Genomic DNA, 14596 nt, shown 5'->3' with positions numbered 1-14596 from the left:
GCCTCACCGGGACGGCGGCCCTCGCCGCCGCCATGGCGGCGCCCCCCCGCACCACGCCGATTCCCGTCGATCTGGCCCTCGGCCTCGACGTCGCCCGCGCCGCCAAGGCCGCCGGCCTGACGGCGCCGGCCTTCGTCGAGGCGGCGATCCGCGTCGCCCTCCACCTCGGCCCCGACGAGTTTCTTCGCGCCCACGAAGCGGCCAAAGGCACGGCGGCCCAAGGGACGGCCGCCAAGGGCGCGAAGGCGCCGTGACCGGACCGGCGCTGCCGGCGGCGTTCTTCGCCCGGCCGGCGGCCCTGGTCGCCCGGGAGCTCGTCGGCTGCGTCCTGACGGTCGACGGGGTCGGCGGTCCCATCGTCGAGACCGAAGCCTACGATCCGACGGACCCGGCCTCCCACACCTTCAACGGGCCGACCCGGCGCAACGCCAGCATGTTCGGGCCTCCCGGTCACGCCTACGTCTACCGCTCCTACGGCCTGCACTGGTGCCTCAACCTCGTCTGCGAACCGGGCAGCGCCGTGCTCGTGCGCGCCCTCGAGCCGCGCCATGGGCCGGACCTGATGGCGGCGCGGCGCGGCCTCGACGATCCGTTCCGTCTCTGCGCCGGACCGGGCCGCCTGTGCCGGGCCCTGGCCGTGACGGACGCGCAGGACGGCGTTCCACTCGACCGTGCGCCGTTCCGTCTGACCTCCAGCGCGCCGGACGGCGCCGTCGTCGCCGACCGCCGCATCGGCCTCACCCGCGGGGTCGAGACACCGTGGCGCTTCCTCGTCGCGGGCTCGCCCTACGTCAGCCGGCCGGTCCGGCGCCCGCCCCGGCGGGGGGCCTGACACCGCGGCCCCACCGTCACGCGGGGGCATGCCGCGGCCGATTGAAACCGGTCCCCGACCCTGCGCATCATCCGCCGCACCCGGCCAGGATCGGCCCGGTTCATCGCAGCCCCACGGACGACCGCCTGTCATGCGGACGTGCGAGGGTGGTTCGGTGCGCGAAAGGATCGAGGATCATGGGCAGCGAAGCAGCCACAGCCCTGGCCAGTGCCCGGGCGCGGTCGATCCGCGACGATCTCCTGGCGGCGGCGGCGGCCATCGTGGACGGGCGCGACGGCCCGGGGGGCTTCGTGCGCGACCTGTTCGGGCGCGCCTCGCCGGAGGATCTCGCGCCCTACACGCCGGAGGCCGTGGCCGACCTGGCGCTCGCCGCCCGCCAGCACCTGGCCGCGCCGCGCGATCCCGGTGCGCCGTGCGACCTGCGCCTCTCCGACCTGACGGTGGACCGCGACGGCCGGCCGCGCGAACTCACCGTGGTCGAGGTGGTCAACGACAACCGGCCGTTCCTCCTCGATTCGGCCCTCGCCGAACTCACCGGGCAGGGGCTGACCCCGCTCCTCGTCGCCCACCCGATCCTCGGCGTGGAGCGCGACGGCGACGGCGCCCTCGTCCGCGTGGTCGGCGAGACCACGGCGGACGCCCACGGGGCCTTCGCCCGCGAGAGCTTCATCCACCTCCACCTCGACCGGCTCGATGCCGGCGAGGCCCGCGACCGCGTCGCGGCCGGTCTCGCGGCGGTGTTCCGCGATGTGGCCCGCGCCACCGACGACCACGACGCCATGGCCGAGCGCCTCGACGTCCTGGCGCGGGACTACGCCACGGGACCGGCCTCCCTGCCCGAGGCCGAAATGCGGGAGGCCCACGCCTTCCTCGAATGGCTGCGCGACGGTCATTTCACCCTGCTGGGACTGCGCGAATACGACCTCACCGGCGGCGGCCACGCGGTGGTGCCCGAGGCCAACCTCGGTGTCCTGCGCGATCCCGCCGTCGAGGTCCTGCGGCGCGGGCGGACGCTCGCGGACGACACGCCCGAGATCCGCGCCTTCCTCGAAGAGCCCCAGGCGCTCCTCGTCACCAAGGCGAGCATCAAGTCGCGGGTCCACCGGGCGGCGCATCTCGACTACGTCGGGATCAAGCTGTTCTCGCGCGACGGCAGCCTTTCGGGGGAGGTCCGCCTCGTCGGCCTGTTCACGGCGGCGGCCTACACCGCCCTGGCCCGTGAAGTCCCCTACCTCCGCCGGAAGGTCGCGGCCGTCGTCGCCCGCGCCGATCTCGACCCGACGAGCCATGCCGGGCGCAGCCTCCTCAACGTGCTCGAAACCTATCCCCGGGACGATCTGTTTCAGATCGACCTCGACCGGCTCTACCGCTTCACCCTGGCCATCGGCAGCCTCGCCGAGGGGCCGCGCATCCGCGTCCTGTCCCGGCCCGACCGCTTCGGCCGCTTCGTCTCGCTCCTCGTCTACGTGCCGAAGGACCGCTACGATTCGCAGGTCCGCGCCCGCATCGGCCTCTACCTCGCCAAGGCGTATGGCGGCCGGTTCTCGGCATCCTATCCCGACTTCCCCGAAGGCCCCCTCGCCCGGACCCACTACATCATCGGCCTGCCCGAGGATGGAGCCGCCGAGCGCGATCCCGCCGCCCTGGAGGCCGGCATCGGCGCCCTGGTGCGGACCTGGGGCGACGATCTGCGCCTCGCGCTCTCCGAGGCGATGCCCGGCCGGCAGGCGCGGGCGCTGGCCGCCCGCTACACCGACGCGTTCTCGGCCGCCTACCGCGAAAACTTCGCGCCCGCCGTCGCCATCGGCGACATCGCCGTCCTCGAGGCCCTGAGCGAGGCGCGTCCCCGCGCCGTGGACATCGGCCGGCGCGACACCGACCCGGCCCACCAGATCCGCCTCAAGGTGTTTTCGCGGGGCGCCTCGCTCTCCCTGTCCGACCGGGTGCCGGCCCTGGAGAACCTCGGCTTCCGGGTCATCAACGAGCGGACCTACCGCATCCGGACCGGAGACGGGCCGGACGCCGCCCAGGTCTGGCTCCACGACATGCTCCTGGAGCGCGCCACGGGGGCCCCCATCGACCGGGACCGGCTGGAAGCGCCCCTGGAAGCCGCGCTCCTCGCCGTCGCGGCGGGCGATGCGGAATCCGACGGCTACAACCGTCTCGTGCTGGAGGCGGAGCTGGGCTGGCGCGACGTCGCTCTGCTGCGCGGCCTCGGGCGCTACCTGCGCCAGCTCCGGGTGCGCTACGGGCAGGACTACCTCGCCGCCACCCTGAGCCAGCATCCGGCCATCGCCACCCGGATCGTCGCCCTGTTCCACGCCCGCTTCGACCCGGCGGGACAGGACCACGCCGCCCGTGAAGCCGCCATCCGCGCCGAGATCGAGACGGCCCTGTCCGACGTCACCAGCCTCGACGAGGACCGCATCCTGCGCCGCTTCGTCAATCTCGTCGAAGCGGCCGTGCGCACCAACTTCTTCCAAACCCGCGACGGCGGCGGGATGCGCGAGACCATCGCCTTCAAGTTCGCCTGCGCCAAGGTGAGCGGCATGCCCCTGCCGCGCCCGTTCTTCGAGATCTTCGTCTACGCACCGCGCCTGGAGGGGGTGCACCTGCGCTACGGCTACGTGGCGCGCGGCGGCCTGCGCTGGTCCGACCGGCCGGAGGATTTCCGCACCGAGATCCTGGGGCTGGTGAAGGCCCAGCAGGTCAAGAACGCCGTCATCGTGCCCGTTGGCGCCAAGGGCGGGTTCTTCCCCAAGCGCCTGCCGCCGGCTTCCGACCGCGAGGCCTGGCTAGCGGAGGGGACCGAGAGCTACCGCGTCTTCATCCGCACCCTGCTGGAGCTCACCGACAACATCGTCGACGATGCGATCCGGCCGCCCGCCGACACGGTTCGCCACGATTCCGACGATGCCTACCTCGTGGTGGCCGCCGACAAGGGCACGGCGACCTTCTCGGACATCGCCAACGCGCTCTCCCTGGAGCGCGGGCACTGGCTCGGCGACGCCTTCGCCTCGGGCGGCAGCCAAGGCTACGACCACAAGCGCATGGGCATCACCGCGCGCGGCGCCTGGGAAGCGGTCAAGCGCCATTTCCGCGAGATGGACGTCGACGTCCAGTCCGATCCGGTCACCGTCGTGGGCGTCGGCGACATGTCGGGCGACGTGTTCGGCAACGGCATGCTGCTGTCGCGAAGCCTCAGGCTGGTGGCGGCCTTCGATCACCGCGACATCTTCCTCGATCCCGCCCCCGATCCGACCGCGAGCTTCGCCGAGCGCCGGCGCCTGTTCGACCTCGGACGCTCGAGCTGGCGCGACTACGACACCGCCCTGGTCTCGCCGGGCGGCGGCGTGTTCTCCCGCAGCCTGAAGACGATTCCCCTCTCGTCCGAGATCCAGGCCGTGCTGGGGTTCGAGCGCGCCGAGGCGACGCCGGCCGAGGTGATGCAGGCGATCCTGAAGGCGCCCGTCGACCTCCTGTGGTTCGGCGGCATCGGCACCTATGTCCGCGCCGGCTCCGAGACCGACGAGGACGCCGGCGACCGGGCCAACGACGCCGTGCGCATCACCGGCTCCGTCCTGCGGGCCAGGGTGGTCGGCGAGGGCGCCAATCTCGGCCTGACCCAGCGCGGGCGCATCGAGGCGGCACGTGCCGGGGTGCGGCTGAACACCGATGCCATCGACAACTCGGCCGGGGTGAACACCTCCGACGTCGAGGTGAACATCAAGATCGCCCTGATGACGCCCGAGCGCGACGGGCGCCTCGACGCGCCCGCCCGCAACGCCCTGCTGGCGGCGATGACCAACGAGGTCGCCGCCCTCGTCCTGCGCAACAACGAGCTCCAGACCCTGGCCCTGTCCCTGGCGCTGCGCCGGGGGGTGGGCGAGACCGGCTTCGCGGTCCGCACCCTCCAGTCTCTGGAGGCGGAAGGCCGCCTCGACCGGACCGTGGAATTCCTGCCCGACGACGCCGCCATCGCCGAGCGCATGCGTCGGGGCGAGGGCCTGACGCGACCCGAATACGCCGTGGTCCTCGCCTACGCCAAGCTGTCGCTCTACGACGCGATCCTGGCCAGTCCCGTGCCCAACGACCCGTATTTCGACCGCGAGTTGCAGCGCTACTTCCCGCAGGCCCTGCGCACGCAGTTCCCCGACGCGGTGAAGGGCCACCGCCTGCGCCGCGAGATCATCGCCACGGCGCTGTCGAACATCATCGTCAACCGCGGCGGGCCCTCCCTCGTCACCCGCCTCGTCGACGAGACCGGAGCGGACGCCGCCACCATCGCCAAGGCCTACGCGGTGACCCGCGACGCCTTCGGCCTGATGGAGCTGAACCGGGCCATCGACAAGCTCGCCGGCGCCGTGCCGGGCCAGGCCCAGCTCGACCTCTACGCCGACGTGCAGGACCTGCTCACCGGCCGCATCGTCTGGTTCATCCGCAATCTCGACCTCTCGGGCAGCGTCGCCCCCCTGGTGGCGCGCTACCGCGAGGGCATCGCCGCCGTGATGGCGGCGCTGCCCGACATCCTGAGTCCCGAGGCGACGGGGGCCCTCGACGCCCGGCAGGCGGAGCTCACCGGACACGGCCTGCCCCCCGATGCCGCCCGGCGCCTCGCCTCCCTGGCGGCCCTGGCCGCCGGCCCCGACATCGTCCGGGTGGCCGAAGATGGCGGCCGTCCCGTGGCCGGCATCGCGGCGACGCATTTCGCCATCGCTCGCCACTTCCACCTCGACGATCTCGTCGCCGCCGCGCGAAAGGTCCCGGTGGACGATACCTTCGACCGCGTCGCCCTGGAGCGGGCGGTCTCGGGCATCTCCACCGCCCACCGCCGGCTCACGGCGGAGGTGGTGGCCGATGTCGGCGATGGCCCGGACGCCGTCGAGGCCTGGATCGCCGCGCGCGGGCCGACCCTCACCCGCATCCGGACGGCCGTCGATGCCATCACGGCCTCGGGCCTGAGCGTGTCCAAGGCCACCGTGGCGGCGAGCCTGCTGGCCGATCTCGCCCGGCCCTGACCGGGCGGTTGGTGCGGCCGCGCGTTTCCCGTATCCAACGCCCTCGCGCAGGATAAGGAACGGCGTTGGAACAGGCCCTGTTGAGATGGATCGGCGATCTGCTGTCGATCCGGTCCGAGGTGTTCGCCGCCCTCGGGCTCGGCCTGTCCCTCGTCGTGACGGTCCACGTGCTCCTGCGCAAGCGCGAGGTCGGGGGCGCCATCGGCTGGATCGGCCTCGCCTGGCTCTCGCCGGTGTTCGGGGCCGGGCTCTACGCCCTGTTCGGGGTCAACCGGGTGACGCGCCGGGCGCACAGGCTGCGCATCCGGCCGACCCAGACCGCCGGCTCCGCCGTCTCGCCCGACGACGACCTCACGCCCCCGCCCCTGCCCGAAGCCTTCCGGCCCCTCGATCACGCCGTGCGGCAGATCACGCGGCTGCCCCTGCGACCGGGCAACGCCGTCACCCTCTTTCGCAACGGCGACGCCGCCTATCCGGTGATGCTGGCCGCCATCGCGGCGGCGCGGACCTCCGTCGCCCTGTCGAGCTACATTTTTCGCGATGACGCGACGGGCCGCGCCTTCTGCGATCCGTTGGCGGCAGCCCAGGCGCGCGGGGTCGCCGTCCGGGTGATCATCGACGGCATCGGCGGCGGCTACTTCCTGCCCGGAATCACCCGGCGCCTGCACCGGGCCGGCGTGCCCGTGGGCCGGTTCATGCACTCGGCCCTGCCCTGGCGGATGCCGTTCCTCAACATGCGCTCCCACAAGAAGCTTCTCATCGTCGATGGCCGGACCGCCTTCACGGGCGGCCTCAACATCGCCGACGGGAACCGGGTGGCCGAGGCGCCGCCGCATCCCATCCGCGACACGCATTTCCGTCTGACCGGCCCGGTGGTGGACCAGCTGACGGCGGCGTTCGCCAGCGACTGGATCTTCGTCACGGGCGAGGATCTGGCCGGCGAGGCCTGGTTCCCGAGCCTCGTGCCGGCCGGCTCCATCCCGGCGCGGGTCGTGACCTCGGGGCCGGACGCGGACCTGCGCAAGATCGAACTCGTCATTCTCCAGGCGGTGGCCTGCGCCACGCGGAGCATCCGCCTCTCGACGCCCTACTTCCTGCCCAACGAGATCCTGACCAGCGCCCTGTGCCTCGCCGCCAACCGCGGCATCCGCGTCGATGTCATCATCCCGAAAGTCAGCGACCATCGCTTCGTCGACTGGGCGACGCGGGCGCACGTGGACCCGCTCCTGCGCAACGGCGTCCGGATCTGGCTCGACGCACCGCCCTTCGACCATTCGAAGCTCCTCGTCGTCGATGGGACGTGGTGCTTCATCGGCTCGGCGAACTGGGACATGCGCAGCTTCCGCCTGAACTTCGAGGTCAACGTCGAGCTCTACGATCCGCGCCTCGCCGCGGAGCTCGACGCCGTCATGCGCGCGAAGATGGAGGTTCGCCTGACCCGCGAGCATCTGGCGGCCCGCGCCTTGCCCGTCCGGCTGCGCGACGCAGGCGTCCGACTAGCCCTGCCATACCTTTGATGGTGCGCGCCGGGGCCCGCGCCGGCACGGGGCTCGGCGCGAGGTGGACGATGATGGGGCGGTGATCCGAGGGGCCGCGCGGCAGCACGGCGGAGGCGTGGCAGGTCAGTCCGCGCACGAGGCAGCGGTCGAGGCGCAGGGGGACGAGCCGCGCCATCGCATGGGTCGGCAGGCGCGGACCGACATCGCGGAACCCGGCGAGGAGGGGCGGCCCGACGAGGTTGTAGTCGCCGATGACCGCCGCGCAGTCCGGCAGGCTTTCGGCGATCCGGCGCAGCTGGCGCCGGTTGAGCACCTGACCGTGCGAGAGGTGGACGTTGGCGACCCCGAATCCCCCGAGGTCGAGGATCTGGCAGACCCGGTCGAACATGGCGCCCGACGGCAGTTCGATGACCACCGGAGGGGCGATGAACGGTGTCGGGCTCCACAGGGCCGGCCCGTGGATGCGGCCCGGCAGGGGCGCCCAGGCGTAATCCCCGCCGAGCCTGTCCCTCAGACCGGCGATCTCCTTCGTCGCCTCCTGCATCAGCACGAGGTCGGGCTTCTCGCGCTCGATCAAGCTGGCCAGCGCCGCGACGTTGGCGCCCGTGCGCCGCAGGAGGTTCCAGCTCAGGATCTTTCGCAATCCGGGCCGATCGACCACCGGATTCGGATGGTCGGGGCGGCGCAGGGCGCGCTGCGCGAGGCGGCGATCGTTGAGCATGGCGCCTTAACTGGACCGCACGTTGGGTTTGGAAAGATGGGTTTGGAAAGACCGTTGTCCGGGCGCCCGGGGGTTCAGCGCGCCTTGAGCACCGCGCGGCACGCCGCCGGCAGGGCCGCCATGGTCATCGGCGGCCGGGGCTTGGGCGGCTTCGTCGCTTTCGGCGGATTCAGCACCGCGTCGCTGAACCAGTAGGCGAGTTCCTCACCGCAGCCGTCGCCGCCGGGGGGCGGGGCCTGGTCGCCGCACTGGTCCTGCCCCGCCGGGCAGGCGAGGCGGATATGGTAGTGGTAGTTGTGCCCGTACATGGGCCGCACCTTCGAGAGCCAGGCGCGGTCGCCGCCGGCCTCGCGGCACAGGGCCTTCTTGATCGCCGGGTTGACGAACAGCCGCGCCACTTCGGGCTGCTGCGCCGTGAGGCGGATGAGCTTCAGGTGCTCGGGCGCCCACACCGCGGGGTCGATGTCGAGGCGGTCGGCCCGCACGACGTTGGTGGCCGAGGTCTCCTCGCGCTCGCGCCGGCTCATGCGGTGATCCGGCATCGGGGTCAGCCAGATGTCGGCGTCGAGGCCGAGCTGGTGCGAGGCGTGGCCCGTGAGCATCGGGCCGCCGCGCGGTTGCGACATGTCGCCGACGAGGAGGCCGGGCCAGCCGACGCGCGGCGCCTTGGCGGCCAGCCGTTCCAGAAAGTCCACGAGCGGCGGGGTGCCCCACATGCGGTTGCGCGACAGGCGCATCACTTGCCAGGTCGGCCCGTCGACGGCGAGGGCTTCGCCGCCGGAGAAGCAGCCCTTGGCGTAGGAGCCGTAGGCGTGGGCGGGCCCGGGCGCCGGCGACGTCGCCCGGCCGAACAGGGCCTTGGCGGGGGTGCCGGGCGCGTCCCGGTCGGCCAGCGGCGGCAGGGGCTTGGGGTCGAGGCTGCCGCGATCCTGGGCCTGCGCGGCCGTGCCGAGGGCGAGGATCGCGAGGGTGGCGAGGCGGATCGGGCGGAGGGACCGGCGAAGGGACAGGGGCTTACGCTCCGGGCACGGGGGAGAGACGAGGCTGTCCAGGCTAGCCTATCGGCGACCGCCGCGCGACCTACTCGGCCGGGGCGACGGCGATGCGGATCGTGTCGGCTTTGGCCCCGCTCACCACGATGGTGATGGGCGCGGCCCCGAGCTGGAAGCGCACGCTCTTGGCGACGACCCGACAGCCCGGCCGCATGGTGTGGGCCAGGGGCGGGCGCGGAGTCCTGCCATCCTGGCTGACGTCGATCCAGGCGCCGTCCGACACGGTGACCTGATACAGGCCCGGCGTCACCGGAGCCGACACCGTCATCACGCCGCCGAAGGTGCCGGGCTTCGCCTCGCGCGTGGGCGGGAACGGCGGCGCCACCTCCGCCTGCGGCCTCAAACCGAGGAGCGCACCGGGCATGCCGTCCGGAAGGGCCCCGCCGCTCGCCACCTGGGGCAGGCCGGGGGCGGAAAACCACGCCTGCTCGCGCAGGAGCGACCAGTCGAAGCCGGTGCAGGCGGCCGGATCGGCCGAGACCCCGGACGAGGGTTCGGCGGAACGCGCCGGCTCCTGTGCCTCGGCACCGGCCGCGAGGAGAACGGCCGCGAGGGCGGCGAGGATGCGCATCCGCCTCAAGCCACCATGATCAGGATGTCGGAAGCCTCGACCACCGCGTGGGCCTCGCCCCCGGCGGCGAAGGTGAGGACGCTGCGCGCGCTGCGTGTCATGGGTTTCCGGTCCTTTGCGTGTCGCCCGCCTTCGGCCTCGCACGCCAGAGTGCCGCGAGGGCCTGCACCGCACAAGCCCGCCGCCGACCTCAGCCCTCGTCGCTGGTCTCGGGAGCCGCCCCTTCTTCGGTCTCCTCCCCGGAGATCCGTCGGCGCACGCCCCAGGCGCCGAGCGCCGCATTGAGGTCGTCGAGCACGAAATGCCGGGCGCTGTCGCGGTCGTAGCCGTCGTCCAGGAGACCATCGTACTCGGTGAAGGCGTGGCGGGCATAGGCCACGAGACAGAGCCAGGCGGCCGTCTCGGGTGCGGCGCCCCGCAGACCGGAACTCGCGAGCGCCCGGTCGAGGACTGCCCCGGCCTCGAAGTCGGGCAGGCGCGGAGCGAGCCGGAGCAGGGCGGCGGCCACCGCGTCGCGCCGGTTCACGGGGCGTTCTCCGGGTTCACCGCTCGTGGTGCCCGGCGATGATCCGGTCAGTGAGCGCCATCAGCAGGCCCGAGACCACGAAGACCATGTGGATGCCGACGAGCCAGTACAGATCGCGGTCGGTCATCGCCTTCAGGTCCATGAACGCCTTCAGCAGCGAGATCGCCGAGATGGCGACGATGGAGGAGACGAGCTTCAGCTTGAGGCCGGTGAAGTCGATGGTTCCCATCCAGGCGGGCCAGTCCTTGTGGTCCGCGTGGTCGATCTTAGAGACGAAGTTCTCGTAGCCGGAGAACATCACGATGATCAGCAGCGAGGCCGTAAGCGAGAGATCGACCATGGTCAGGACGCCCAGCACCACCTGGGATTCGGTGGCGTCCCACATGTGCAGGACGAAATGGGCGAGTTCCTGCAGGAGCTTGACCAGCAGGACTACGATGCCGATGCCGAGGGCCGCGTAGAACGGGGCGAGGAGCCACCGGCTCGCGAACAGCACACGCTCGAAGACCCGTTCCATCATCCGCGCTCATCCCTGCCACGCTTCAGCCGGGCATGTGGCATGGGCACTTGGACCGGGCAAGATGCTGGACCGGGCAAGATGCTGGACCGGGCGAGGCCCTTCCGCTGCCGGCCGAACGCGGGACGACCTCGGCTGGGCCTTGGCCCGGCCTTCGCTTGATCCGCACCAGATCCTGGCCGTGTGAAACATTTTGTAGTGAAGTGTTCGATAATGATACTCATCAAGGTGACAGTTCGCCCGCATCGGGACTGGAATGTGCGCCATTGCGAGCAGACGCACGCGTGACCCAGGAATCCTCCGTTCTCGTCATCTCGGACCGCCCGGAACAGGCCAGCCTGCTCGTGCAGGCGATCGACACCGTCGTCACCTGTCGTCAGATCACCGCCGAGGCGGGAATGCCGGCGCAGCGTCCGATCCTGGCCGTGGTGGACATCAGCCGGGACGAGACCCTGGCCAACGCATGGGTCGCGCGCCTGCACGGCCTGCGCATCCCGAGCCTCCAGCTCGCCCTCCGGGCCGTCACGTCGCGCCCGGCCCCGACCCGGTTCCTGCCCGCCGACACGGCCCGCAAGACCGTCCTGGCGGCGGTGTTCAGCCTCATGGACGCCGTCCAGGCCGCACGACAGGCCGCCCTGGCGCGCGCCTCCGATCGCCTGGTGCGCTTCACCGCGCAGGCCGACACGGCCAATCGCTCCGTGGCCGATGCCTTCGACGCCGCACGCCGTGGCGAGCCGCTCTCCATCGCCGCCGTCGATGCCGGCACCGAGGTGATCCTCGAGGCCGTGTCCCAATGCGGCATCCGGACCTGGCTCGAGATCATCGGCGCCTACGATCAGCAGCTCTACCAGCACTCCCTGAGCGTGGCCGGCTATGCCGCCGCGTTCGGCGGCGGCCTGAAGCTCCCCCGGACCGACCAGATGCGCCTGGCCCGCGCCGCCCTGCTTCACGATGTGGGCAAGTCACGCATCCCGCTTGCGATTCTGAACAAGCCCGGCCGCCTGACCGCCGGCGAGATGGCGGTGATGCGGACCCACCCCGCCGTCGGCGCCAACCTCCTAGAAGCGCAGGGCGGGTTCGACGGACCGATGCTCGCCGTGGTGCGCCACCACCACGAGATGCTCGACGGCAGCGGCTACCCGGACGGCCTGTCGGCCCACGAGATTCCGGACCTCGTGCGCCTCGTCACCATCTGCGACATCCACTCCGCCCTGACGGAGCGGCGGGCCTATCGCGATCCGCTGCCCCACCAGGAGGCGCACGCGATCATGCGGGAGATGGGCGGAAAGCTCGACGGCGATCTCCTGCGCGCTTTCCACGATGCCGTCATCGTTCCCCTGACCCGGGTCTCGGTGTCGTGAGGCGGCGCGTCCCCCGGTCGGGTTGACCGATCCGACCGCGAACGCGTACGGAACACCCTGCCGGGGGGAGGATCTCAGTAAGCCATGAGGCAAAAAGCGTATTCTTTTTTCTCGATACGCTCGCGACGTGTTCAAAAGCTCTTCGACGCCCAATATTATACTGCCCAGTATCCCGACGTGAGCGATTACGGCGGCGGTCCCCTGGATCATTATCTCCGGCACGGATTCCGCGAAGGCCGCGACCCGTCACCGAATTTCTCGACGCTGTATTACAAGGATCGGTATCTCAAGACCGCCGGGATGGGGCGGAGCCCCCTCGAAGCCCATGTGGAGGCGGGGGCCGCGGTCCGGACCGGCCGTCCGACGAAGCCGGTGACGCCCGAGGCCTACCACGCCGTGCAGGCCGACGTGGTTCGCCCGTACTTCGATGCGCGGCACTACGGATCGCTCACGGACATCGTCGATCCCGAGACGGCGCTCCTCGACTACCTCGCCGTCGGCTGGCGACGGGGCCGCGACCCGCGCCCGGACTTCGACGGCACCGCCTATCTCCATGCGCATCCGCATGTCCGCCTGCTCGGGGTCAGCCCGTTCTATCATTACGTCTCGACCACGCCCGCGCCCACCTTCGAGCGGGCCCATGGCGACAGCACACCGCTGTCCGAGATCATCGCGGCCATCCGCCCGGACTTCGACGCCGCACATTACCGCACCTCCTACGCCGACGTCGCGGCCACGGGGATGGACCCCGTCACCCACTATGCCAGCCACGGCTGGAAGGAGGGCCGCGACCCGACGGAACTGTTCTGGACCGCCTACTACGTCCGGATGAATCCGGACCTGGCGCTGAGCGGCACCAACCCGTTCTTCCACTACCTGCGCTTCGGCCGGGCGGAGGGGCGCAAACCCAACCCCCTCGGCAACCGCAAGTGGCCGACGACCCGGGCGCCCGACGCGGCCGAATGGGACGGGGTCACGGCGGCCGCCCCCCTCGACGCGGCCCGGGTCGTGGTGGTGGTGCCCGTCTACAAGGGCTACGACGAGACCCTGCGCGCCCTCCACGCGGTGCTGACCGAGGCGCAGTCCGCCCCCTTCGCCCTCCTCGTCCTCAACGATTGCAGCCCCGATCCGCGCCTGACGGACGATCTGCGGGCGCTCGCCGGGCGGGGCCTGTTCACCTACCACGAGAACGCAGCCAACCTCGGCTTCGTCGGCACCATCAACCGCGCCCTGGAGATGACGGGCGCGCGGGACGTGATCCTGCTCAACAGCGACACCATCGTGTTCGGCGACTGGATCGACCGCCTGCTGGCGCATGCGGCGCGCGATCCGCGCATCGGCACGATCACGCCGTTCTCCAACAACGCCACCATCTGCAGCTACCCGGATTCCGCCCGCAACAACACCGTCGCCCTCGAATGCTCGCCCCGCGCCCTCGATGCCGCGGCGGCGGCGGCCAATCCCGGCCGCTGGGTCGAGGTGCCGACGGGGGTCGGCTTCTGCTTCTACATGCGCGGATCGCTCCTGGCGGAGCTCGGCCCCCTCGACGCGGACGCCTTCGGCAGGGGCTACGGTGAGGAGAACGACTATTGCATGCGCGTCCTGAAAGCGGGCCGGCGCAACATCCTCGCAGCCGACGTGTTCGTCTACCACTCGGGCAAGATCTCGTTCTCCGAGGTCTACGATTCCGAGTACATGCAAAGCCAGACCGCGCTGCTCGCCAAGCACCCGGACTATTCCTTGCGCATCGAGCGCTTCATCGCCGCCGATCCGGCCGCCGACGTGCGGCTCAGCCTCGACCTCTACCGCCTCGCACGGGCCGCCGGTCCGCGCGCGGCCGTCTTCGTGGTCCACGCCAAGGGTGGCGGTGCCTCGGTCCATGCCGATCACCTCGCCGGGCGTCTCGCCGACGAGGGGGTGTGCGTCGTCGCCCTCACGGTGACGGACGGGGCGGGGATCGAGATCGGCCTGTACGGGCAGGACGGCCCCTACACCCCGTCCCTGCGGGTCCTGTCGGTGCTCGACGATTACCGCATCATCGCGCGGTTCCTGGCCTGGCTCGACCCGCTCTTCGTCCACGTCCACTCGTTCTACGGCCTCGACGGGACGGCTGCGGCGGCCCTGATGGACCTGATCGAGGCGGCCCCCGGCCAGACCGTCGTCACCCTGCACGACTATTCGAGCGTCTGCCTGCGCAACCATCTCGTGACCCGCGAGGGGCTCTATTGCGGCCTGCCCGACGGACGTCCCTGCGCCGATTGCGACTGTGCCGAAGCCCAGCCGGGACAGGACCGGACCGCGCGCTACGGTGCGTTCTACCGGTCCGCCAACCGTCTCATCGCGCCGTCACAGGACGTCGCGAACCGCATCGAGGCGGTTTTCGGTCCCCTGGCCATCACCGTCGCAATCGGCGCAGGGACGTCCGTCGGGCAGGCCGCAATAGAGCCCCTCGCGGGTCACGAGATGGTTGCGCAGGCAGACGCTCGAATAGTCGTGCAG

10 protein-coding genes and 1 pseudogene are annotated in these 14596 nt (G+C 71.4%); 6 read left to right on the top strand and 5 right to left on the bottom strand.

The genetic code is table 11. From position 1 onward, the window contains the following. The 4 genes and pseudogenes from FV218_RS19145 to FV218_RS19130 form a co-directional block, all read left to right on the top strand. A pseudogene (locus FV218_RS19145) lies at positions 1–254 on the top strand (hypothetical protein); the annotation flags it as partial. Beyond that, positions 251–832 carry a DNA-3-methyladenine glycosylase gene (locus FV218_RS19140; protein WP_246685185.1) on the top strand — a complete coding sequence of 194 codons (582 nt, stop codon included), beginning with the start codon at positions 251–253 and terminating at the stop codon, positions 830–832. The pseudogene FV218_RS19145 and the gene FV218_RS19140, both read left to right, overlap by 4 nt. 176 nt (positions 833–1008) lie before the next feature. Further along, the gene (locus FV218_RS19135; RefSeq protein WP_147711127.1) at positions 1009–5850 is read left to right on the top strand and encodes an NAD-glutamate dehydrogenase; all 4842 of its coding nucleotides are present in this window, start codon (positions 1009–1011) and stop codon (positions 5848–5850) included. A gap of 65 nt (positions 5851–5915) precedes the next feature. Next, the gene (locus FV218_RS19130; RefSeq protein WP_147711126.1) at positions 5916–7367 is read left to right on the top strand and encodes a phospholipase D-like domain-containing protein; all 1452 of its coding nucleotides are present in this window, start codon (positions 5916–5918) and stop codon (positions 7365–7367) included. On the opposite strand, the gene FV218_RS19125 is transcribed toward FV218_RS19130, so the two are convergent. The 5 genes from FV218_RS19125 to FV218_RS19105 all read right to left on the bottom strand — a co-directional run bounded on the left by FV218_RS19125 (position 7258) and on the right by FV218_RS19105 (position 10739). Next, positions 7258–8070 carry an endonuclease/exonuclease/phosphatase family protein gene (locus FV218_RS19125; RefSeq protein WP_147711125.1) on the bottom strand — a complete coding sequence of 271 codons (813 nt, stop codon included), beginning with the start codon at positions 8068–8070 and terminating at the stop codon, positions 7258–7260. The two genes, FV218_RS19130 and FV218_RS19125, sit on opposite strands and share 110 nt — an antisense overlap. A 74-nt stretch (positions 8071–8144) precedes the next feature. Further along, positions 8145–9053: a penicillin-insensitive murein endopeptidase gene (gene mepA / locus FV218_RS19120; protein ID WP_147711124.1), complete on the bottom strand. Its 909-nt coding sequence runs from the start codon at positions 9051–9053 to the stop codon at positions 8145–8147. 97 nt (positions 9054–9150) lie between these two features. Then, positions 9151–9693: a hypothetical protein gene (locus FV218_RS19115; RefSeq protein WP_246685184.1), complete on the bottom strand. Its 543-nt coding sequence runs from the start codon at positions 9691–9693 to the stop codon at positions 9151–9153. Between the two features lie 190 nt (positions 9694–9883). Continuing rightward, entirely contained in the window at positions 9884–10219 is a 336-nt protein-coding gene (locus FV218_RS19110; protein ID WP_187273103.1) for a DUF2293 domain-containing protein, read from the bottom strand. A 16-nt stretch (positions 10220–10235) separates the two neighbouring features. Beyond that, a complete protein-coding gene (locus FV218_RS19105) occupies positions 10236–10739 on the bottom strand; it encodes a TIGR00645 family protein (RefSeq protein ID WP_056090682.1) in 504 nt (167 codons plus the stop codon). A 281-nt stretch (positions 10740–11020) separates the two neighbouring features. Here FV218_RS19105 and FV218_RS19100 point away from each other — a divergent pair, with 281 nt between their 5' ends. Then, the gene (locus FV218_RS19100; RefSeq protein ID WP_056090679.1) at positions 11021–12097 is read left to right on the top strand and encodes an HD domain-containing phosphohydrolase; all 1077 of its coding nucleotides are present in this window, start codon (positions 11021–11023) and stop codon (positions 12095–12097) included. A gap of 177 nt (positions 12098–12274) precedes the next feature. Then, positions 12275–14596 (top strand): glycosyltransferase (locus FV218_RS19095; RefSeq protein WP_187273102.1); only part of this gene is annotated, 2322 nt, incomplete at its 3' end.

It is taken from the genome of Methylobacterium sp. WL69 (genome assembly GCF_008039485.1).
Lineage (GTDB): Bacteria > Pseudomonadota > Alphaproteobacteria > Rhizobiales > Beijerinckiaceae > Methylobacterium.
This window is presented reverse-complemented; position numbering and strand designations above follow the sequence as displayed.